A 23,130-nucleotide genomic window follows, 5' to 3' on the forward strand; every position below is an offset into this window, starting at 1 on the left:
GACAAGCATCGTCATTTTATTATGGTCAGCCTCAGGGTGAAGTGTGTCTAATCAACAGGGTTTTCGGTCTCTAAGTACTTTTTAAAGGGAACATCATCGACTCAAATCTCTATTTGCAACAGTGCCAGATTATGCAACAAACTGGTTGTGGCATTACAACCATGAAAGACCACACCAAGCAAACAAAGGAAGGCCACCTCTAATGGCTGCTTAACCTCTACTTTTAACTTCGGTTATTTATGGGAGGATTACCGGGGAATGCCTATTGCAGAATTAAGGCATTTAACAGGAAGAATTGGGGAACTTTATGTAGCTATGATGACCTTAGGACAATTAGCTGATTCAGTTAATCAGAGAGGTTATGATGTAGTTTCCAGTACTGGACGGCTTTGTTGCACAAAGATATCATAACTATATGATTTTAAAAGTTTTGATTATTTTTTGATCCAAAATTAAATTTATTTAAATCAGATGCTTACATATTTATGCAACAAAGCCTCATTTTAAGGGATGTTATCAAGTGCTACAAAATTTTTTTGAAAAGAGTAGATTTTTAGTTATTATAGTTATTATAAATTGCATACTATCTTCTATTTTTTTATATTTATCAACTATATATCTTCTAATTGATGCAATAACTTTTATTATAAAAAATATATATGCAACTAATTTTGAAGTAAAAATAGTTGTTGTTAAATTTTTAAAAATCCTCGATGTCTCGTTAATTGCTATTACATTTCATTTAATTTCAGCAGGTTTTTATAAATTATTTATTCGACAAGCTATTTTTGACAATAGTTCTTTTCTTAAGACACTATCAATTAATAAGTTTCATGATCTAAAACTTATTATATTACATGTATCTATTATAGTTATAGTCATCTTGTTTTTAGAAGATCTTGTTGCTTTTGGTGGAACTTTAGCCAACTTATATGCTGGTATTTCTTCTAGCCTAGTCATATTAGCAATAATTTTTACTTGTAAGCTATTCGATAATGATCATCACAAAGACGATGAATAACTTAAATCGCAAGGACTCATTTATAATTACTCTTTTATTTGAGCATTTAATTGAAGTTAAGATTAGAGATCGTCATGTATTGAGAAAAAATGTCTGATTCAAACTTCACTAAACTCAAAATTGCGTCAAAGATTGCAGCTTCAAATAGAAATACTGTACTCTTTCTTTAATCAAAAAATCTCCGTGAACCGTACCGGGTTTGTCGGAGACTTTTTATTTAAGTTAGGCCACCAGACCTAACGGATTAATTTTATCATAGTACATTGCTTCAAAATCAAAAGGTGGCACATAACCTAGTGCACTATGTACACGCTCTTTATTGAACCAATCTACCCAATTTAATGTCGCAAGTTGTACATCCGCTAAACCTTGCCAATCTGCTTTTAAATATTCAATCACCTCTGTTTTGTATAAGCCATTCACTGTTTCAGCCAAAGCATTATCGTATGAATCACCGGTCGTACCGACTGATGCTCGTAAATTTGCTGCTTCTAAACGATTGGTATAGCGAATGGAAAGATATTGAACCCCTCTGTCACTATGGTGAATCACATTCTTTGGCATGTCTCGAGCATGTAACGCTTGCTCAAGTGCATCGAGCACCATATCTGTATTCATCCGTGTCGATACTTTCCATCCAACAATTGCTCGTGAGAAGACATCAATAATAAATGCAGTATAAACCCAGCCTGAATTTGTTTGAATATACGTGAAGTCAGCGACCTGAGAAGTATTGCTTCGCAAGGGTCAGGATGATCAGCACTAAAATTGCGTTTCACCAAGTCATCTGCTCGTTTTTGATCCTCTCGGCTACGGGTAGTTTGTTTATTCTTACCACGCCAAACACCTTGTATACCTAGTTTTTGCATCAATCGAGCAACTGTACAGCGAGCAATAACATAGCCTTCACGTTTCAATTTTTGCCAAACTTTACGCACACCATATCGACCTGAACTTTCCTTCCAAATTCGTTTAATTTGTTCAGCATGATGCAAGTCATGTAGATCTCGCTTTGCTCGATGTTCTGGGTTTTCAACGAAATCTAGTGTTCGATAATAGGTAGAAGCCGCGATCGGTAAAATCCTGCAAATCGCCTCAACACCATATAACGCCTTATTGTTATGGATGAAATCTACCATTATTTGTGTGGGCGGTCGAGCTCCGCCTGGGCGAAAAAAGCGGCTGCTTTACGTAGAATTTCGTTAGCACGTTGCAGTTCTTTATTTTCACGTTCGAGTTGTTTAATACGTTCTTGATCTGAAAGTTGCTGTACTTTAATTGGGTTTTGTTTATCTAAATATTTTTGATACCAAACACGTAGAGTTTCAGGAGTACAACCTATCTTGGGAGCAATAGCGGTGATCGCAGCCCAATTCGATGGATAATCTTTCTCGGATTCAATCAATAATTGAACCGCTCTTTCTCTGATTTCAGGGGTATATTTTACTTTTTTCATCGGGACATTCTCTCAGAAAGCTTGGTCTCCGACAAACCCGGTACGGTTCAGCCACGTACTAAGAAGACAACAAATGAAGATCAAGGGCTGTAAGCGTCAAGCCTTCCTAGATCAAGCTGTACTGAATGGCGGTCTACCAATCTTCTACCTAATCAAATGTCGGAATAAGGAAGAGTCATTTTACAAACTCGGCATAACAATGAACAACATACTCACCAGATACGGTACAGTTCGCTCTATGCCATACGAATGGGAGATCCTACTAGAACTACCCGATACAGCAGAAGCAGTCTATGACATAGAAGTAGCGTTCAAAACAGAAATGAACGACTACCACTATAAGCCTAAAATTTCATTCAACGGATCAGGTACAGAATGCTATACTGAACTATCTGAAGCTTTACAACAGCTTATAAAATGACCATTTTAAAAATAATTCTAAGTTCAATTATGGTGTTTGGTTTACCAATATTGACACATGCAACTCCAGATTATGTTTATGAATATCCCACAATAGAATTAACTAGTCGTGAACAAGTTGTACGTGAGTTTGCTTTGTATGAACAACTTCAGATGCGGGATAGGCAAATCTATGTAAGATCTAGAGATGAATTAGATAGAAAAGCTAATCTGTGCAGGTCAAATTTCGTTCATTATAATTTTATAGCCCAAATACAAAGAAATTTAAAAGTAATTAATGCAGGAATAAGTGACGACTACGCTTATAGAACATATATAAAATCTGCGGAAAAAGAAATTGAGAAGAATAATAGAGAAGTAGGTAGAGACTGTAGGGATGTTTTGAAAGAAGACAATGCAAGATATAAAAAATTACTAGGGATTAAATAATGCAAATTAAGACTACCCTACTGAGCCTGTAAATAATTTTGTGTAATTGCTTTTCATAAATTTAAAGGCGATTGCTTAAGCGGTCACCGAATTCAATAATAAAGCGGCTCATGGCTAAACGCCAGTCGCGAATAGGCATATTCCACTTTTTAGACGCTGCATCAATTGCCAGGTAAATCACTTTACGTACAGAATCATCCGTTGGAAAGACTTTACGCTTTTTGATCGCCTGACGTATTACGCTGTTTAATGATTCGATCGCATTGGTGGTATAGATGGCTTTGCGTATCTCGGCTGGATAAGCAAAGAAGGTATTTAGATTCTCCCAGTGTGTACGCCAGCTTTTGCTGATCTGTGGGTACTTGTCATCCCATGTTTGGGCGAATTGATCCAAGGCCATCAAGGCTGCCTCTTCAGTAGGTGACTGATAAACGGCTTTTAAATCCTGAGTGACCGCCTTGTAATCTTTCCATGATACGTATTTCAAGCTGTTATATGAATATTAAGTTTATGAAAAAAATGATAAAATTTAGTGAAACTTTTAATTAATAAATCAATATGGCTAAAAAAAAACCTATAAAGATATCTCAAGCTAAACTTGCCTTTAGAAAGGGGCAAGCGCTTAGAAAAACCCCTTTAGAAACGTTGAGCAATTTAAGAAAGAGTGCTTCGATAGCTGAATATAAGGAGTGTATAAAGCAATTTTGTATCTTTGGGTATGATGATGCGAATGTATTTCTGAGTTTAGGTAAAGATAAATCAGAAAAATTAGTAGGGCACTTTATTGGATTAGAACCCTTATCATTAAAAAACGAGCTGTATTGGGCTGCTTATTGGTTAGAATCACAAGCAAATAGTCTCAATCAATATTTAGAAATTAGGAATGCTACACAAAATTTAATTCTAGAAGATAAATTCTGTGAAGCCAGACAATTAATAGATTCATTTATTGATCAACATGGCTGGACTTTTTGGGCTATTGAACTTAGATGTATTATCGACCATCGTCTTCATGGAATGGAAAGCCTTAGTCAATGGTTAAGCCCGTTAATTAGTGCGTCAGGTAGAAAGATAAACGGTCTGATATACGAAATTCTAAGTGATCGTTGTGATGAAACCTTTTCATTTTATGCATTCTATGGGAAGTGTCAAAACTCATTTCCTCGGCTAAAAGGTATGGATTCATGGGTAATTCCATATTTAGAATATCGGGCTTTTAACACCATTAATAACATAGAAGAAAATCTTCCATTATTGCTGTCTAAAGAAATTACATCATCATTAGTTGATTATTATGAGATTTTTATTGAGGCTATTCTTTATGTTCAAATTAGTAAAGATTTAGAACATTTAAAACCTAATGTTGGGAAAATTATAATAAAATTAATTGAAGCTGGAGTTAATGATCCTAGACTTAATAAATATTTGAAATTAATTATTAGTGATGATGTGAATTTTTTTACTGAAATTAAAGAAAATGATTTTTTAAAAGCATTAAATTTCAGTTCAGTAGAAGAATTAGAAGAAGATAATTCTTTAATAGGTAATATTAAAAGTTTAATAAAAAAATGTGAGCATCAAGGTAATGGTGCTCAAGATGAGATTGATAATTTATTTAAGATTGCAGTTAATTATAAAAACTTAGATATAGGCCAAGTTGTACTTAATTCAACTGTACATTTTGTGTCTAATGACATTGGGTATAATCAAAGCCCTAACCATTTCATATTCAGTAGTAATTTCACTTTGGAAGATATAACAACATTCTCTTTTGATGTTGGTATAAAACTTTTGAAAGAATATTTTTCTAAAGAAAACAATGAAATAGTCGAGAGTGTGCTTGGGTTTGTAGAAGGTAAACTAGATAATAAAGTTAGTAGAAATGTCATTTTTCTATGGTTAGCAGATTATTTATTTTCGAAGGCACAATATGAATTATTGGACATTTTATTAAATGAGTTGGATAGTTTTGGTGGCTTTTGGTCAAGAGAGGTTGCTAAGTTTAGGTTGGCAATATTTAATGAAAAAAATCAAGTAATTGAAGCAATTGATTTAATTAATGAATGGGTGATTGATTCACCTCGTATCATAAATGAATTTAAGGTTTCTGATATATTTGATAATAGAAAATGGAAATTTTTTAAAAATTTAGATTTTTTGAAAGTTGGTCTAATTGCACATTATACATATCAGCTTACGGATAATGAAGGTATCGCATATATATGTAAAATGGCTTGTCGCTCTATAATTGTTAATGGTATTAGAGAGAATATTAATGAATTATTTTATAATAATGAAGATCTTAAGAAAATAATTATCCACTTTTTTCTTAATGTATGGGTAGATGAAAATCTTTCACTCTGTGATGATTTAGATACGACAGAAAAAATTAGACAAGAACGTATTGAGGTTCTGCAACTATTACTACAGTGGGATAATGATAAAAAGAATGCTACAAAATATACTGATGAAATTAAAGATTTGACCTTTGATCAGACGTTGCAAAAAGGTTTAAAAACAATTAATCAAACAAGGGTTTTTGTTAATGAATCAGCAATCAATAGATGGGCAGAATCAGAAATTTTAACTGATTTTAATCGTTGGATTGCTACGAAAAGCTCGTCTTCTGGTACACGTTTTATAGATGATATTGTCAGTCAATTCTCAGTGGATGCTAAGCATCTTCAATTACTTCAAGATGTATCGGATGGTCAGCCAAGTATTTCATCTGCAATGTTAATAGATATTATTGATCGATTATATAAACGTTTTTTAACTGATCCTACAGATGGATTAGATTGTTATCTAAGCTTAAGAATTAGACATGGTAGTTTAAGGGGTACTATTCTTGGACCTTTGGAAGAAAAAAGACTGCTATATTTTTCAGGTGATATATCTAAGCGTGAGTTCGTTAATGAATGGTCTGACAGTTTAGAATTTAATCATCTAACTCTAGAGGAAATTTTAGCTATTCTTGAGGATTTCTCTAAAAAAGTGAAATTTTTAGTAGATGAGTTAGTAAATGATTTTGTTCAAATTAATTCTAAAGAAAAACCCCGTGGAGCATTTAAATATTGGTTTAACAAGGAATTTTTGAAAGTGATTACGGGTATGTTGGATGATTTTGATGAAACAAATTTATCATTCTCAGCCTTCCTTGCTAGTTGTTACTTTTTGTTTTGGAAATCTTTAGTTGATTTAGGGCTAAAAGATATTAATTTGTATATTACCAATGATTTTAAAGAGAAAATTAAAAATGAATTTGATGGATTGATTTCTAAATTTAGAAGTTTGAATATTGGATCTGATTTATTGCCACTGATAACGATGCTTCAGCGGATTTCAACTGATACTCAGACGCAATGCGATGTTGTTTCAGATTGGTTCCGATTACCGAATCATGCTAATGATGAAGATTTTCAGTTACCTGATGCTATTAATATTGCACAAGCAGCAACACAAAATGTTTACAGAGCGTTGGATGCAAATTTCCACCATCAAGATACTATTAAAATTTCTCTGACAACTACAGCTCTAGCCGTTATAACAGATTGTCTATTTGTGATCTTTGAAAATGCTTGGAAGCATTCAGGTCTCGGATCAGATTTGAAAAATATCGACATTGAAACTGAATTTAATGATTCAAATAAGCTGTTAACTTTAATAGTCTATAGTGATTTATCGGAGGATAAATTACGTGAATTAACACAGAGTGAAATTGATCGTTTAAAAGAGAAATACATTGCTAATACCTTGCCTATTCACTTAGTCAGTAAGGAGGGAGGTTCTGGTTTTCCTAAACTTCGTAGAATTGTCAGATCTGTGAAAAAAACACAGTGTCCAAATCCTTTTGATTTTGGCTTAAAAAATTCGCGATGGTTTGTGCAGATAACAATTCAACTTTTTGAACGTGAAGGACGTTTCGAAGCTCATGTATAATGAAAAAAACGTACTAGTTATTGAAGACGATAAGCCAAAATTAAACTCGATTCTATCATTTCTTAGATCGATATTAAGTCCAGATGTCCAGATAATAACGGTTGAATCTTTATCGAGTGCAATTACTGAAATATCGAATAGGGAAATTGTGCTCGCTGTAGTAGATATGTCAATTCCGACATTTGATATCGCTAAAGACCGATTGGGCGGAGGTCGGCCACTAGGTTTTGGTGGAGCAGACGTTTTGAGATTTATTGATAGTGAAACTGAAGATACATATAGTGTTGTTCTTACTCAATATGAAGAATTCACGTTACCTCAAATCAAAGAAAAACGTGATCCTAGAGGATTGCAAGAAATATTGGAACAGGAGCTAGATCAACGATTTTTAGGGGTTATTCATTACACTGGACAATATGGACCATGGCAAACTGCTTTGGTTGAAGTTTTAGAAAAAATTAATTTGGTAGCTAAAAAATAATGCATGTACTACTTATAGATGATTGTGACTTAAAAATTAATCAACTTAGACGATTTTTGATTGGGCAAGGAATAGATGAAAATGATTTATTGATTGCTAAAGACGCTGCAGATGCAAGTAGAAAATTAAATCAATATAAATTTGATTTAATGCTCATAGATGTATTATTGCCAGCGCGAGGGGGGGCAAAACCATCTGCTGATAGCAGCATTAACCTGCTTAGACAAATAGTTGAAGATCGAGTTTTTCCAACTCCTACACATATTCTAGGTGTTACAGCATGTCAAGAAACACTTAATGCTGTTGATGATCAGTTTAGAGAGTTAGTTACAAGTGTGTTGCACGTCTCACCAGATCAGGAGCAGTGGAAAAATGCTCTTCAACAGTTTGTGCAACGAGTATTAAGAACGGAGAGTGAGAATACATCATTTAATTATGATGTAGTGATTTTAAATGCTCTAAGAAAACCTGAATTAGAGGCTGTTTATAAAAATTGGCCACTTAGTCTCTCAGAGGAAAAGCTACTCGGATCAAACATCAACTATAAAACAGGGCAATTGAATTTAGTTAGTGGTAAAACATTAAAAATTGCATGTGCCCATCTCAATCAAATGGGACCAATTGCAGCGACACATTCAACGGAAGTTGTGTTAAAAAGCTTCAAACCGAGAGTGTTAATCATGACTGGTATATGTGGTGGGTTTGCAGATGCAGTTTCAGTAGGTGATGTTGTTGTAGCTGATAAGAGTTGGGATTGGCAAGCAGGAAAATGGACAGAAGATGGGGCATTACAATCTGCATCTGATGCCAAAGAGGCAGATTATGAATTAGTTGCTATAGCTAAGACAATTGATAGCGAAATGCGTTCCTTCTACGAAAATTACAAGGAATTTAGACCTCAGAATCACCCTAAATTAGTATCTGCGCCTATGGTTTCTGGGAGTTCAGTTGTTGCTTCTGCTGATATACAAAAAGTATTCAGAGGTCAGCACAGAAAAATGGCTGCTATAGACATGGAATGTTATGGTCTTTATTACAGTTGCGCTAATCACTATGGACAAACGACGAAAGCTATTTGCATTAAATCTGTTTCTGATTTAGCCGATAGAGCAAAAGATGATGATTTTCACAACTATTGTAGCTTTATGAGTGCTAGTGTCGCTCTGAGGCTTATAGAAAAGTTTTTTAATAAATAAAAGCTCATTTATGAGCTTTTTAAAGCCAAACTAATTGTTAGTAATATATCTTGATTTGGAGTTACCCAAAATTACATGCATTGAATTTTACCCCTATTGAAACAAGTTTGTAGAACTAGATGAAGAAACTCTATAATAGAAAGAGCCTCGTAATAGAATAATTTGTAGTCCTGAATTTTTAAGATTTGAAGCGAAAGTGAATTAATCTAGCTTAATCTAATAACTTCATGGGTATAGATGACCTATTAAGAGGGAAGTGAAATTAAGGTGGTTGAATGAAGCAGTATCTAGATTTGTGTCAACGCATAGTTGATGAAGGCATATGGGTTGAAAATGAACGAACTGGAAAGCGTTGTTTAACCGTTATTAATGCTGATTTAGAGTACAACGTAGGGGCAAATGAATTTCCTTTAGTGACGACTCGAAAAAGTTATTGGAAAGCAGCTATTGCAGAGCTATTAGGCTACCTACGAGGATATGACAATGCTGCTCAATTCCGAGCTATTGGCTGCAATACTTGGAATGCGAATGCTAACGAAAATGGAGCTTGGCTAGCTAACCCCCATCGTAAAGGTCAAGATGATATGGGGCGCGTTTATGGAGTTCAAGGACGTCATTGGCGTAACTCCGAAGGCAAAGAGTTTGACCAACTTCGTAAAATCTACGATGACTTACGCAATGGCATTGATGATCGTGGTGAAATTCTAACTTTTTATAACCCAGGTGAGTTTGATATGGGGTGCTTACGCCCATGTATGCATACTCATACCTTTTCTTTGGTAGGAGATACTCTTTATTTAACTTCATCTCAACGTTCATGTGATGTACCGTTAGGTCAAAACTTTAATCAGATTCAAGTTTTCACTTTACTTGCTCTGATGGCTCAAATCACGGGGCATAAAGCAGGAAAGGCTTATCATAAAATTGTGAATGCACATATTTATGAGGATCAATTAGAACTCATGCGTGATGTGCAATTAAAACGTGAACCTTATCCATCTCCAAAGCTTCATATTAATCCGGATATCAAAAGCTTAGAGGATATTGAAACATGGGTAACATTGGATGACTTTGAGGTTGAAGGCTATCGATATCATGAGCCTATCGCCTATCCATTTTCTGTATAAGTAATAGATGGAAAGCTAATGTGCATTGATAATGCAAATTTGGCCATCAGACTATAATCTTCTAAGATTACCCATTTTGATTAATATTTAATTAATCAAAATGGGTAAATTGATATTCTTATAATTAATTTTTGAACTGATCAGGACTAATTCCATTTTGTTCTAGTAAATCTTTTAATCTTTCAATCTCTTGCTCAGCGGTTATAAATGATTTTTGACCTGATTTATATAACTTCTCATAATAATCCCGAGATTCTTTTGCTTTTTTTAGCTGTTGCTTAGTATTCTCAAAAAAAACTTTCATCTCTTGGTACATACTAAACCAGTAGATAACTTCGTTTTGTACTTGAGTTAATTTCTTGTCCAATGGTTCAGTCTGCAAACATGATTGTTCTTCACGTAATTTCTCTTTTTCTCTTTCTTTTTTGATTTCCTTAAGTTTTTTGACAGGCCATTCTCGGTTTGAGATGGTATTTCGATGAATTCCTGTCATTCTTTCAAGTTGAGCTACAGATGCCTTTAGATTCTTATTGTTTTCAATTTCTTTTAAAGCCTTTTCGAGAGTAGACGTGTAGTCATTAAAGTCTGCTTTATTCTTTTGGTCATAAGCTTGATGATTCATATCTCAACCTCCTCACCCAGCATTTTTAAAACCATGGCGGCTTCATTAATTACTGCTAGTATTTGTTCAGAACTATGAGCATATTCTGGTTTATTGAGATTTGCTTTATTCAAGCTATAAATTTCACGCCATTTAGGAGCATACTTGCTGGTAATTATCGCTTGTTTGCATCTAACGGGGTTACAGCGCATTGAACCAAGACATGGTAAAGTTGGATCATATTCCTCCTGTTTACCACCATAGCAAAGGCCCTGTCCCATATATACAACAGCTACACCTTGGTCAGCCATAGCCTCATACACTTCTTCTTCACTATAGCCTGAAGCCATATATCCTTGAAATGTTTTAATTAAATTTTCTTTATGCTCTTTCGCTTTACCCCCATAATATATTCCATTCGGATTATGAGCAGCTTTAATTGCCTCTAATTCTGCTGCTCGACGTAAAGATCTATTATCTCCTTGTCGATGCCCATTTTTTGTTAACATTTCTCCAATTTCACCATAGCCAAGAGTTGCCGAAGAAGTGGCTCCAGCAAATGTATATTTAGAGATACTATCCACGAAATGCTTTAGTTGGAAAGATATTAAAGGTAGACCTACTTCAGCTCTAAATAACTGATATGTTAATGTGTGTCTTAACATATAAGCGTTAAAATTGATTTGATGGGCTGTGTTTTTATCTAATAAAAGATTAAGAAAAATATCCATCTGGTGTTTAATACCCTGACTTTGCATTGATTTAGGTAGATCGCCAGGGCTAACAGTATCTACACTCGAAACTAAATAAGGTGAAGCCTTAATTTTAGCAATATAAGAAGCTGCTAATATTGCGTCTCTAACAATTGGTATCGCAACCCATCTATCGTCAAACAATCCTGTAGTAATTTCTTCTCTATGCTTTTTGACAATACTTTCAATGAGCCAGACCCCATCTCCTTGAACTAAGCATGAGCAATTTTCTACTTTTACCTCTGATAGTTCGGAAGGCCTCATTCCAGTATATTGACCAACTAAGTAAAGGCATGAATAAGATACGAGGTTGAAATACCTTCGAAGACTATCTAATTCATAACCCCATTTTCTCAATTCTTTACGTAAAGTCAGTCCTCCAAATACATCGGACTTATTGTTTTTCATCCAATCATAAGGTTTGATTAGACTTGTGACAAATTTTGAGGAGTATCCTTTGTCTCTCAATCTGAGTGCAGTGTAAGCTTGGAGAATCTCATGAGTAACCCTCTGTTGACTTGCCCATGAAGAGTGATTACTTGTATTGAACCTTTCTAAAGAATTAGTATCCGATATTTTCTCTCGATCCCCTATAGCATTTAAAAAGTCAACTACAATAAAAGAAGCAATTCTTGATAGAGATTCAAATACTAAATCAGGCAGTACTTGCTGCTTCTTCGTTTTTGCAGCTAAGGTTACTTTATTCCATTCCAAGCTATTTAATTCTACATAAGTAAGAGGTTCTTTAAATACATACTGACGAGAAGCTGGATGACGTAGATATTTAAAGAATATATCTAATTCTTTGCCTTTCACACGTTTATAATTTTGAGCAGCTTTGTAATATAGCTCTGGTGTTATATCTGATAATGTTTTGATCTGTGAGTGAACAAACTCATTGCCAAATTCATAAGATGCTTGTTTGAATATTTCATTAACGAACTCTAGGCCACTTTCAAAAATTGGTATCAATGAGTTGGCTTTTATAATTTCTTTTATGCGGCTTTTTTTACCTGTATTTTGAGGCTTAAAAATTAGATTGTTGAGTAAGGCAAGCTCAAAAATAATTTTCAATTCGATTAAAATAAATACTGGAATATCTGGGAACTTAGCAAAATTAATTCGCAGTTTTGCACCTTGGACATTTCGTGCAGCATTAGGATATTCATTATTAAAATCCCAAACATTATCTGAGAATCTTGATTTTTGGGATATAGGTTTTTCCATAAGAAGATTCATATATGCTGAAGTAGAATCAGTATCTTCTTGCTGAGAATATTCAGAGATTGGATCTTTAATAGGATCCAGCCTCTTCAAAATATTGGTACGATATTTTGAAAAACTTGTGAGAACATTTAATATTTCTTCACTATCCATTAAAGTGCTCCATCAACCAATATTGTCGTTTCTATATATTCAGATAATCTTTGTCCCTGTTCTAATTCTTGTATCGAAAAACTAGATAATTCTGGATCTAGAATACTTTCTATAAGTTTTAGATTTTCTTTAATGACATGCCCGTAAGGTGTGTCCATAACACGGGTATGTTGGGTTAGCAGGGTGTAATCACGTTTCATTGCAAAAATTTCAGGAAGATTTTTAGCAGTGATGATGACATTGTCACAACCTAGACATTTGTTGTATTGAGAACATGGGGTACCCGGTACATACGAGGATAATTTTTTTACAAAGTCGGGAGGGTCGAAAATATTTTTGCATTCAGCTAAAGGAGTATGAAAAGTTATCACCGATTCTTTTTTATCTTTTAGCTCTATCTTTTCTGGTAATTTTTTAGTTTTCTGTTCTAAAGTAGATAGATGTATTTCACTCAACTTATCATTAATTTTCTTTCTACTTATTGAATTAAAGTCTAAAGAGTCTAAATAACCAATAGTTGTTTGGATCGATGAGTGTCCTAACATAAGTTGGATTTCGCGTAGAGATACACCATTATCAAGCATTTCACTTACAAAAGTCGGTCTAAACCGACTTAAGGTCAATGTTAAGGGCTCTCCTTGGTCATTCTTTAAATTGTATTTGTCAACAAACCTAGAAAGATGGTCTCCCAGTTTCTTTGCATTTTTATCTTCCATTCCTAACAGAGGAGAAATTCTCCCATGCTTTTTTGTACTGTTTGATTGATAAATAAACAACCTCTTTCTGATAGTTTCATCTTCAATTTCTTGTCTCATACTATTCGTCAATTGAATTACTTCTTGAAAAATTTCTTTTACAACGTTGGCTTGTGTTGATGTAAGCCAAGTCAGTTCAGCTTTGAAAAGATCAAGGTGATATTCCTTAAATCCATCAGACCTCTCTTTCCAATATCGGAGACAAGGTCGTGACGTAGCTGGGTGGCAAGGCTCATAATCATCTAGAGTGAGAGAGAGTAAAGAGTCTGTATTTAAACCTGTAACTTGGGCCAGCTTTAAAAGATAAGGTAATAATAAATCGGCTCCGATCATTGGGGTGACTCCCCATTCGTTATATACCTCTATTAAGCCTTTATCTGAATTGCTTATGATTTGTAGAAAAGCCTTTTCAATAGGTGATTGAGCTGTACTATGATGAACAGGCTTGCAATCTAACGGATTTTCAAAGAGCCATCGTGCATTATCTAGTGTTGATAGCCCTCGTATCCTAGCTCCGTTACTATCAAGAGGGTTTTTACCAACACCAACCTTTTTATAAGGTGATAGATTTGCTCTAGATTCCTGTAAACCCTTTTCAATGGCATCAAGTATTTGGAGTCGTTCATTCTTCGAGAATGGCTTTTTTAAATCGGTTTCTCTACTAGTATGAAACCCATTTACATCATAAAAACTGTAACCAATATCTTGTATTTGAACTAATCTATTCAATGAGATACGTACTGAACTTAAAATTGTATTGGCGTGAGAACTTGATATTTTTTTATTAATTATTTTCTGTTCTAAATACTTTCGATATCTTGATAGTAAATGTTCGTTAAAAACCTCCTTAATTTTTAAAGGCTTATGTCCATAAAATTCAGATAAGAATTCAATAAATTGAACATATGCAATTTGAAAGTTACTTTTACCAGATTCCGATGCTACGGTATTACTTTGCGAGGCAAAAAGTTGTTCAACTTGGATAAATGGTTCCAGTTTTGAAGGTTCAAAGAAGTCAGTAGAAATATTTAACTTTGTCGCGGCTAACCTTTTAAAATGCTCTTTCTGATTTTCAGAGTTGTTTTCTTGAGAAAGTTTTTTTTGAGCTGATCTTTGGGCAACACTTTTATAATTCGCACTGATTAGTCCAATTTTTTCAAGATCTTGATGGATAAAGTTCCATGCTTCTTTAACTAGACTGAATCTTAAGCATCCTTTAGTTATTGGGCACTGATTTAAAAACATTTGACCGAGCGCAATTTTATTACCAAAAATAGGTAATAATTTTTTCTCTTCTAAGGATAACTGCCGATACCAATTAATTAACTTTCTTCGATTTTCAATAGCTGCAATTTCGTAAGTCCCCTCTGGAATTACTAAAATTCCTTCTTGAATCATTTTTTCAATCAATGGGTAGGCATACTCTCGATATTGATGTGCTGCAGATCGTGAAATATTAAGAGTACGTTGGATATAATTGACATCTACATTAAAACCTATAGGTATATTAGCCTTGCTAATTGGTATTTCCCACAATGCATCTACATCTTCAGATACTGTCGAAACCCATTTTATAACCACAGATTTAACATCTTTAACTTTATTCATTTGATGTCTCTGATCCCAAATTTTAATTGTGTGGCTTTACTTAAGCGCTCCATTTTTTCGGCTCTAGTTAATAGTTCTCCATTCTCATCACACATACTGTTATAAATATCCTGAGGAATACTCGTATACATCTGTGTAGTACTAAGATGATTATGTCCAAAGCTTTTTTGAACAATAACGAGCCTATCAAGATAGTCAGTTCCTAAATCATTGGATTGTAATATTGCATAAGCATTGCCATGTCGTAGCTTGTGTGGAGAAATTATCCTTTGAAGTCTACCTTGTTTAATTGCACGTTTACTTACGCGTTCAAGTAATTTGGTGATTGAACTTGGAGTAAAGGGCGTGCCGTTAGCATTAAAGAATGCTGGGGTTTCTGCTGGAGTGGTGTATTTGCGCGCATACTTCTTATATAAAAGTGATGCGTGATACTTTTGTATACGTTTAATGGTAGCTGAACTAATTAAGGTCCAACGAGGTTTGATTTGATTTGCTCGACCTTTGCTACCTTTAACTTCTAAAGGGATATAATTGGCCTGAATAGGTTGGTCGGAATCGTTAGCAATAAACTTTTCAGAATTAAAGTTAGCAGCGTTCCAGAAATCTTCAAGAGTAACTCTAGGTAATTCTGAACGACGTAAGCCAGAATCATATAGAAATTGTAGTAACACCCTTTCTCTTTCAAAGGAAGTACATTCTATTAATGTGGCGAGATCATCTAGAGTACAAGAGTTAATGGGGATTCGTTTGGGTGGATTTGAAAGGTATCCATTGCTATATGGATTGTCTTTTCTGAGCTGTTCGCGACCTTCTATAGAGTCACAGAGAAACTCCATGAAAGCACGAATAGTGGCATCACGATTTCTAATCGTAGATGAGCTCTTTTCTCCATCTCGAATTAAGAACGTTAGATATTCTTGAATTACATATCTAGGAACTGTAGTAAATACCTCATCGGATTCATCATCGTCATAATCAGGACGATTACGAATATACTTCAAAAAGTAAGTTAAATTTTTACCGTAGGTATCTACTGACTTATAAGCAATTTTTTTATGTTTGTGTTGATATGATAAATATTCGGAAATAAGAGGCAGGATCTTACCGTTATCGTCAAATACCCCAACACCGTTTACTTTCACTGATTGTTTTAGTGGTAAGTTTGAGATTTGACTATGCAAGAAAGAATTTGATAAGTCTAAACTTGTATTAGAACAAATTTTGACATCCATAATTTACGCCAAATTAATACACTGATTAAGTTATACAACATATTGTGCAAAATTCAACGTCACTATAAACAAAGATATGTAAGAGTTCTTATGCTGCTAAAGTTCCGTACTGTGCATTTTTAATATGGGGGAATAAAAGGAAAACGTCAGCACTACGTTGATATAATTGGCAAGATAATTTTCCGTTTTGAACAAAAAATTGAAACAAGGTATGGCATGGTGGCAATGCAACATTACCTGCCTCATTTGGGTTCCAACCAGACACGATTAGACGACGTGAGTTAGGATTGGTTTTGATTTCATTGACCAACCATTTAATTTGGTCAAAACCATCTTGTTCATATAGGCCATCGGCTTTTTTGGTTGCACCGAAATTACGCCATTGATGACCGTAAACAGGACCTAATTCTCCGGCAGGACGACCGAAGCGTGCAGTTTGTTCTGCTGTAGACCATTCATCCCAAATCGAGACTTTATTGTCTTGCAAATATTGAACATTGGTATCGCCTTTAAGGAACCACAACAGTTCAATCACGATAGAGCGGAAATGAACTTTCTTGGTGGTGAGTAAAGGGAAACCTTGAGAAAGATCGAAGCGCATTTGATGACCAAATACAGAACGTGTTCCCGTACCCGTACGGTCGCCCTTGTCGCCGCCGTTGTCGAGAATGTGTTGTAAAAGGTCTAAATACTGGCGCATGTCTCTCTCATAATTTGCTAAATTTCTTGTGGCACATATTAGCTTGTTTTGCGTGAGGAAGGAACTGCGATGGGCACTTGAATATGGTCGGGTTTAAAAAATCAAAAGCATACGGTGTTTATTGGGTGATGAGAAAATTTTGCAGGCAACAAGCGCTGGATTTTCTGAGTTGAAGAGGTCTATTAATAACAATTACATCAAGCGTTAACGAGACAATATGTCTGTTAAATCAAGCATGAGCTTAGAAAACTTAAGCTCTATTGTTTACATATTAAGCGATTTTACATTCGCAGCGTTGAAAAAAATACAGATAAGTTTGATTAAAAAATACACGTGATTTTTCTCATTGTGAAGAGATGATTTTGGGTTATTATTTCTGAATAAGAGTTTGATATCAAAAATAAATCTATTTGAATTAAAAATAGACGGTCGTATTTAAATGTGAAGATTTGTTTAAGAAATCTTACATTTTTTACATGAAAAAACATGATTTACGCGGTACTATCACCCTCGTTAAAATTTTGAATGTCTAAATGTAGGCGGGAGTGTGGGTTAAAGAATGGCTTATGATCACAATGTAAACTTGAGTGAAGTGCATGCTCCAGTTCAGGCAAATATCATAATTCGTTCTCAGGCGAGTAAAAATACGGGCAAGTCCAATACCACTCAAAAAGCAGCGACTAAAAATGTGGTATCCCGAAATGGTCAGCGTATCGATATCGATCGTTTGACTGGATTTTTACAAGGCATTACCCGCCAAAGAAGTACTCAGAAATGTGCCCGCAGTGTTCGTCTAGCACTTGAGTCCGCTGGGGCACGTTTTAACGGTCACCCCGTTGCTGCAGCAGACTGGGGCAGCACATTACAAAAAATTGGTTATCAAAAAATTAATTTAGCGTTTGATCGACCAAAGAAAGGCGATATTTATATTATCGACCGCAATCAAAGTAGTCGTTATGGTCATATCGCAGCATATTCAGGTAAGGACTGGGTGTCTGATTATCGTCAAGCGGGCTATGCGGTCTATCGAACTCCAAATGTGAAATACAGCTATTACCGCTTAGCAGATTAAAGCCCATGGCTGCAAAAAAGGTTAGTCTTCAAACCTTTTTGCACGCTGACTGTAGATCGAGACGATAAATAATCCAATTGCAGCAAAGCCCACACATTGCAGCGCTAAAATCCAGCGTTGCTCATTGAGTAGAAAATAAATTAAGCACACTAAACATAAAATTGGCAAACTAGCCAAACCGCATTTTAATGACGGAGACAGTGTTTTTAGTTTGTCTTGTCTGAGCTTATAAAGCAGATCAATCATCAAACCAATCCCTAAACTGAAGCCCGCAAAGCGGGGATCTAGTTGTTTTTGTTCAGCGCATAGAAAAATAAGCACACAGGTACTGATACAAATGAAGAGCTTGATTTGTCGGTTACAGCGCTCAGAGTACCAAAACGTCAGCATTTAAACTTTACCTTCGGGCGAAGTGTTCTCGTTTTTATTCAGCAGTGAAATCGGGGAGAGCAGGCAGATCGCCAAAGCCATAAAGCCAATGCCTTGAGCACCCGGAATCAAAATTTCACCCTTATTCATGTTGATAAAAACCAATGCTAACAGCAGTGCAATCGGTATCCAGGTCAATAAACGATAGAGCAAACCTGTTGGGTTTTTTGCTGCAAAATAAATCTTGCAATAACGACAAATCAGGAAAATCACGCCTGTACCCATGAACATGAGAATGGCTTGAAGTGTTAGGGGGGCCATCCAATACAGAACACCGGTCAGTACGACCATCGCAATAAAAAACAGGATTTTTTTAAGTACAGAAACGCTGGGGTTAAACCAAAATTCAAGCATGGATCGATAGTTTAAAAATAAGCTGAATAAACTTTAGCACAGATCAGTTGTCTAATTCAGTCACTTCATGTCCAGTAAATGCGTATGAAGGAGTAAATTTCAGCGCATAAAAAAGCGAGGCTTAAACCTCGCTTGCTTAAAGACATTTAGAAAATATTAGTGATTCTTTTGTGGACCCCAGTCATAGATTTTTTTCTGGTAGGCATACCACATCATCCATAGGCCAATCAGAATCATCGGAACCGTCAGGAACTGACCTTTACTCATCCATCCAATGAACAGTTGACCATTGTCCGGCTCACGGAAGAATTCAACGGTGAAGCGTGCGATACCATATCCGATGAGGAACAAAGCTGAAACGGCATAACGTGGACGAGGTTTTGAACTAAACCACCACAGCACGATAAACAGAATTAAACCTTCACAGAGGGCTTGATAAAGCTGCGACGGATGGCGCACCAACTGAAGTGGATCGGTCGGGAAGATCATGCCGAAAGCAAAATTTGGGTCAGTCACTGCACGACCATACAGTTCGCCACCAATAAAGTTCCCAATACGACCAAACATTAAGCCTGTCGGAACGCAGGGTGCAATAAAGTCGAGGGTTTGAAACCAGGTCATTTTATATTTTTTGCACCACAGTAACATGGCAATCATGACACCAAGGAAACCGCCATGGAAGCTCATGCCGCCTGTCCAAACTTGGAACAGCCACAGTGGGTTGGCAAGGAATTGATCGAAACCATAAAAGAAGACATAGCCAAAGCGTCCACCAATCACGACACCCAATGCACCGTAGAAAATCAGGTCAGAGACCATTTCTGCGTTCCAGCCGTCACGTTGTTTTGCACGGTAGCTTGCCAAGCCCCATGCAAATAAAAAGGCCAATAAATACATCAGACCATACCAGTGAACTTGTAGTGGCCCCAGTGATATCGCCACAGGGTCGATATTTGGATATGTCAGCATTGCTGTTCCTTGTCATTATGTTTTGCACAGATTTTAGCTTAATGTGCTGAAAAATGTTGTACATTCAATGTGTAAAGATATTGAGAGTTGAATATGTGCATTGTGGCTTTTGCTTGGCAGGTCTTGGATGACATGCCACTCTGCCTGATTTCGAATCGTGATGAGTTTTATCATCGACCGACGGCAGGCCTAAAGCAATGGGTAGATAGTCCGATTATTGCAGGGCAGGACTTACAGTCTGGTGGAACATGGATGGGGATAACCGCTCAAGGGCGTTGGGCGATTGTGACCAATTTTCGTGATGGTCGTGATCAGACCACATATCCCACTTCACGTGGCGCTTTGATTCAGCAATTTTTAGAATCTGAGCAAACGCCCATTCGGTTTGCGCAAGCACTGGAACAAATCCAATGTAATTATGCTGGCTTTAATTTATTCGTTGGCGATGCCACTCAAGCCGTTTATATGAGTAATCGCGGTGAAGCGCCACAAGTCTTAGCCAAAGGGGTGTATGTCACATCTAATGGTTTAATGACTGAACATTGGGAAAAGACCCGACATTTACGTAAACGTTTCACGCAAGAATTTTTGCCGATGCTACAAAGCCAGCAACCACAGGCGGATATAGACGCTGCTGCGTGGGATATTTTGGAAGATGAACGTAAAATCATTCCATCATTGTTACCCAATACTGGGATTCAGGCGGAAATGGAACATTTGCTGTCTTCAACCTTTATTCAAAGTCCGGTGTATGGCACCCGCTGTTCAAATTTATTGTGTATGCGGGATTCACAGTGGCATTGGCAGGAAAAACAGCAGCAGGGTGAGCAACAAGGACAGATCACCCAGATAGAAGTGCATTTAAAGCCATAAAAAAAAGCCGACGATTCGTCGGCTTATTTTTTAGAGGTGTCTTATGCGGTTTTTTGCGTTGGCTGAGCTTGTTCTACCGCTTCGCCAGCAATCACCCCACCATCTTTACGGGTGATGACTACGGTCGCTGAGCGAGGACGTGAAGTCGCTGCTGCATTGGTTTGTGATGCAGGCCAGTGGCTGGTCGGTTCAGAATAGGATGCTGAATCTTCACCGGGATGTTGCACATTGATAAAAATCGCTTTGTAGTCAGGTGTCATCGTCACACCTGTGATTTCACATTCTTTAGGTCCAGTCAGGAAGCGACGTAAGTTTTCATCATTCAGTTTTGCACCCACAATGGTTTCTTGACCCGATGATGTCGTGGCTTTTGTGCCATCACCGACTTGACCTGGAAGTGCAGCAAGCATCATACAGTTGGTGGTATCGGTATAAGCACCGTCATCGGTTTGAATCCATAACACACCACGTGGGTCGAACCACATCCCATCAGGTGATGACAAGTCGTTATTGTCATTTAAACCGGATAAGTTAATGTTGCTCGCCATTTTTGCTTCAGCACCAAACAGGTAAATATCCCAAGTAAAGCTGAGCGCTGTGGTTGTATCCCCATCTTCACGGAAACGGATAATATGACCGTTGACGTTGCCTTTACCACCTTCAGGGTCGGTGTAGTTACGAGGGTTGGCAGCATCTAGTGCATGCGTCGTACCACGGTTCGAGTTATTGGTGAGGGTCACATAGACTTCACCATTGTCTGGATGCACAGCGACCCATTCAGGACGGTCCATTTTGGTAGCACCGACAGCATCTGCGGCAAGACGTGCGAAGGTCAGAACATCTGCTTGTGAGCTAAACGGATAAACGCTGTTGCTTTGGTTTAAACCATTGACGTTATAGCTCAATTCAATCCATTGACCTTTGCCGTCATTGTTAAATTTGGCGACGTATAACTTACCGTTGTTCATGTATTTGTCGCCCGCGGCATAGCCACCGTTGACATCTTTTTTATTCCATTTTTGGTCTGATACAAATTTATAGATGTATTCACCGCGCGAGTCATCGCCCATGTAAAACGCAAGGTTGTCATCTTCACGTAAGCGACTTGCACGGCAGTCTTCATGTGCAAAGCGACCCAGTGCTGTACGTTTTACGGGGTTTTCACGACGGTCAAATGGATCGATTTCGACAATCCAACCAAAGGTGTTTGGACCATTACGATAATCTTCTGCTGCCTGAGTACCGGTAACATTCGCCGACCAACGGTCATATAAATCTTGAGACTCATTACTTCCAATCGCTGTTTCCCAACCATAGCGCGAGTTCGCACCCGCTTTTAGGCCATAACGGTTGAGTGCCACAATTTCAGCCGGACTACGTTTGGCATCATCGTCTTTTGCACGAGCAAAGTAACCAATGAAGTTTTCTTCTGTTGTCAGGTAAGTGCCCCAAGGGGTATAGCCATTACCGCAGTTGTTGTGTGTACCACGGGTTTGCTGGCCATTGGTTGAAAATTTCGTGCAAACTAAGCTTGAGCCTGCAACTGGGCCTTTAAAGTCCATTACGGTCGATGCTGTGATACGACGGTTAAATGGAGAGTTTTGTACCAGTTTAACGGCTTGAGTCTTGCTGTCTTTTTCAATTTGAATCACAGAAACACCGTGTGCATTGACTTCACGGATGACTTCATCTTCAGGGCGACGGCCATCTACTTTGGTTGGGCCTTGTGGGTGTAAGAAGGTTGGATTGATGTATTCATGGTTCATCACCAACAAACCTTGGTCAGACTGTTTGGCATCATAACGTCCAGAGGTGATATTTAAACCAAAGAAGCTCATACCGTCATGGCAGTCACCAGAGCGGAATTGGAAGCTCGGGCCAGAAGGAACATTGTTATCATCCCACGCTGGGTATGCAGGGTTAATCGAGTCACCCATCGCATATAGCACATGCGCTTGATAGCCTTCAGGAACAGTCACAATATCGTCTAAATTTTTTTTCACCGGTGTGAAATTGAACTTGGTCGGTTTTTGATTTGGATCGGTAACTGGTGGTTTGGTATTGCTATTTGAATCTGAGTCATTGTCATCATTACACCCCGTTAATGAAGATGCCAATGCAAGTGCGACTGCACCACTCGCAGTCTTGGTAATCAAGCTACGACGGCTGATGCGTTGTTCTAAAATGTCACGAAAATGAAGGTTATCCGAAGTGTTGTTATCAAGTTCTTGATCTTCGTTATATGGCATGTTTGTCATGAATTTAAATCCTGGCAAAGGTGTGCTGGGTAAAAGTTGATCACATAAAACTATCGATAAAATATGACAATGCTTTGAAGC

General features: G+C 36.8%; 18 protein-coding genes, 3 pseudogenes and 1 other annotated feature. Of the genes and pseudogenes, 10 read left to right on the forward strand and 11 right to left on the reverse strand.

All coding sequences use genetic code 11. From position 1 onward, the window contains the following. Positions 1 to 103: 103 nt before the first annotated feature. Together FTU29_RS09365 and FTU29_RS09370 are read left to right on the forward strand one after the other, a co-directional pair. Positions 104 to 214: pseudogene (locus tag FTU29_RS09365) on the forward strand (IS3 family transposase); the annotation flags it as partial. Positions 215 to 520: 306 nt separating this feature from the next. After that, positions 521 to 1,021: a YqhA family protein gene (locus tag FTU29_RS09370; protein WP_019838469.1), complete on the forward strand. Its 501-nt coding sequence runs from the start codon at positions 521 to 523 to the stop codon at positions 1,019 to 1,021. A 222-nt stretch (positions 1,022 to 1,243) separates the two neighbouring features. Here FTU29_RS09370 and FTU29_RS09375 read toward each other — a convergent pair. After that, positions 1,244 to 2,477, reverse strand: a pseudogene (locus tag FTU29_RS09375) (IS3 family transposase). Beyond that, positions 2,086 to 2,202 (reverse strand) — a sequence feature (AL1L pseudoknot). Its footprint overlaps the pseudogene before it by 117 nt. Positions 2,478 to 2,676: 199 nt before the next feature. Between FTU29_RS09375 and FTU29_RS17445 the strand changes: the two are divergent. Beyond that, positions 2,677 to 2,898, forward strand: coding sequence for a hypothetical protein (locus FTU29_RS17445; RefSeq protein WP_257226913.1), 222 nt, complete (start codon positions 2,677 to 2,679; stop codon positions 2,896 to 2,898). Then, complete coding sequence (locus tag FTU29_RS09385) at positions 2,895 to 3,326, forward strand: hypothetical protein (RefSeq protein ID WP_180121510.1); 432 nt, start codon at positions 2,895 to 2,897, stop codon at positions 3,324 to 3,326. The genes FTU29_RS17445 and FTU29_RS09385 overlap by 4 nt, the downstream gene beginning before the upstream one ends. Before the next feature lie 61 nt (positions 3,327 to 3,387). Here the strand turns inward: FTU29_RS09385 and FTU29_RS09390 are convergent. Then, a pseudogene (locus tag FTU29_RS09390) lies at positions 3,388 to 3,819 on the reverse strand (transposase); the annotation flags it as partial. 65 nt (positions 3,820 to 3,884) lie between these two features. Here FTU29_RS09390 and FTU29_RS09395 point away from each other — a divergent pair. From FTU29_RS09395 to FTU29_RS09410, 4 genes are all read left to right on the forward strand, one after another. After that, positions 3,885 to 7,265, forward strand: coding sequence for a hypothetical protein (locus FTU29_RS09395; protein WP_180121512.1), 3,381 nt, complete (start codon positions 3,885 to 3,887; stop codon positions 7,263 to 7,265). Further along, positions 7,258 to 7,746, forward strand: a complete 489-nt coding sequence (locus FTU29_RS09400; RefSeq protein ID WP_005232280.1) for a hypothetical protein — start codon at positions 7,258 to 7,260, stop codon at positions 7,744 to 7,746. The genes FTU29_RS09395 and FTU29_RS09400 overlap by 8 nt, the downstream gene beginning before the upstream one ends. After that, entirely contained in the window at positions 7,746 to 8,942 is a 1,197-nt protein-coding gene (locus tag FTU29_RS09405) for a hypothetical protein (RefSeq protein ID WP_005232277.1), read from the forward strand. The genes FTU29_RS09400 and FTU29_RS09405 overlap by 1 nt, the downstream gene beginning before the upstream one ends. A gap of 275 nt (positions 8,943 to 9,217) precedes the next feature. Next, positions 9,218 to 10,069 carry a thymidylate synthase gene (locus tag FTU29_RS09410; RefSeq protein WP_180121514.1) on the forward strand — a complete coding sequence of 284 codons (852 nt, stop codon included), beginning with the start codon at positions 9,218 to 9,220 and terminating at the stop codon, positions 10,067 to 10,069. A 124-nt stretch (positions 10,070 to 10,193) separates the two neighbouring features. On the opposite strand, the gene FTU29_RS09415 is transcribed toward FTU29_RS09410, so the two are convergent. The 5 genes from FTU29_RS09415 to thyA all read right to left on the reverse strand — a co-directional run bounded on the left by FTU29_RS09415 (position 10,194) and on the right by thyA (position 17,094). Continuing rightward, entirely contained in the window at positions 10,194 to 10,691 is a 498-nt protein-coding gene (locus FTU29_RS09415) for a hypothetical protein (RefSeq protein ID WP_180121516.1), read from the reverse strand. Further along, positions 10,688 to 12,799: a site-specific integrase gene (locus FTU29_RS09420; protein WP_180121518.1), complete on the reverse strand. Its 2,112-nt coding sequence runs from the start codon at positions 12,797 to 12,799 to the stop codon at positions 10,688 to 10,690. Before FTU29_RS09420 ends, FTU29_RS09415 begins: the two co-directional genes overlap by 4 nt. After that, entirely contained in the window at positions 12,799 to 15,162 is a 2,364-nt protein-coding gene (locus FTU29_RS09425; protein ID WP_180121520.1) for a tyrosine-type recombinase/integrase, read from the reverse strand. Before FTU29_RS09425 ends, FTU29_RS09420 begins: the two co-directional genes overlap by 1 nt. Beyond that, positions 15,159 to 16,394 carry a tyrosine-type recombinase/integrase gene (locus FTU29_RS09430; RefSeq protein WP_180121522.1) on the reverse strand — a complete coding sequence of 412 codons (1,236 nt, stop codon included), beginning with the start codon at positions 16,392 to 16,394 and terminating at the stop codon, positions 15,159 to 15,161. The genes FTU29_RS09425 and FTU29_RS09430 overlap by 4 nt, the downstream gene beginning before the upstream one ends. Before the next feature lie 88 nt (positions 16,395 to 16,482). Further along, a complete protein-coding gene (gene thyA / locus FTU29_RS09435; RefSeq protein WP_257226914.1) occupies positions 16,483 to 17,094 on the reverse strand; it encodes a thymidylate synthase in 612 nt (203 codons plus the stop codon). A 559-nt stretch (positions 17,095 to 17,653) separates the two neighbouring features. On the opposite strand from thyA, the gene FTU29_RS09440 reads away from it, so the two are divergent. Beyond that, positions 17,654 to 18,166 (forward strand): peptidoglycan amidohydrolase family protein, encoded by a 513-nt coding sequence (locus tag FTU29_RS09440; protein ID WP_168377881.1) that lies wholly within the window; start codon positions 17,654 to 17,656, stop codon positions 18,164 to 18,166. Positions 18,167 to 18,187: 21 nt separating this feature from the next. Here the strand turns inward: FTU29_RS09440 and FTU29_RS09445 are convergent, their stop codons facing one another. The 3 genes from FTU29_RS09445 to lgt all read right to left on the reverse strand — a co-directional run bounded on the left by FTU29_RS09445 (position 18,188) and on the right by lgt (position 19,918). Further along, positions 18,188 to 18,556, reverse strand: a complete 369-nt coding sequence (locus FTU29_RS09445; protein ID WP_180121524.1) for a hypothetical protein — start codon at positions 18,554 to 18,556, stop codon at positions 18,188 to 18,190. After that, positions 18,557 to 18,949, reverse strand: a complete 393-nt coding sequence (locus FTU29_RS09450) for a hypothetical protein (protein WP_180121526.1) — start codon at positions 18,947 to 18,949, stop codon at positions 18,557 to 18,559. Positions 18,950 to 19,105: 156 nt separating this feature from the next. After that, entirely contained in the window at positions 19,106 to 19,918 is an 813-nt protein-coding gene (lgt, locus tag FTU29_RS09455) for a prolipoprotein diacylglyceryl transferase (protein ID WP_180007176.1), read from the reverse strand. A gap of 93 nt (positions 19,919 to 20,011) precedes the next feature. Between lgt and FTU29_RS09460 the strand changes: the two genes are divergently transcribed. Next, complete coding sequence (locus FTU29_RS09460; RefSeq protein WP_168377878.1) at positions 20,012 to 20,791, forward strand: NRDE family protein; 780 nt, start codon at positions 20,012 to 20,014, stop codon at positions 20,789 to 20,791. A gap of 41 nt (positions 20,792 to 20,832) precedes the next feature. Here FTU29_RS09460 and FTU29_RS09465 read toward each other — a convergent pair whose 3' ends face one another. After that, entirely contained in the window at positions 20,833 to 23,049 is a 2,217-nt protein-coding gene (locus FTU29_RS09465) for a PhoX family phosphatase (RefSeq protein ID WP_180121528.1), read from the reverse strand. Between the last annotated feature and the right edge of the window lie 81 nt (positions 23,050 to 23,130).

The organism is Acinetobacter sp. YH12086 (assembly GCF_013419345.1).
Taxonomy (GTDB): domain Bacteria; phylum Pseudomonadota; class Gammaproteobacteria; order Pseudomonadales; family Moraxellaceae; genus Acinetobacter; species Acinetobacter amyesii.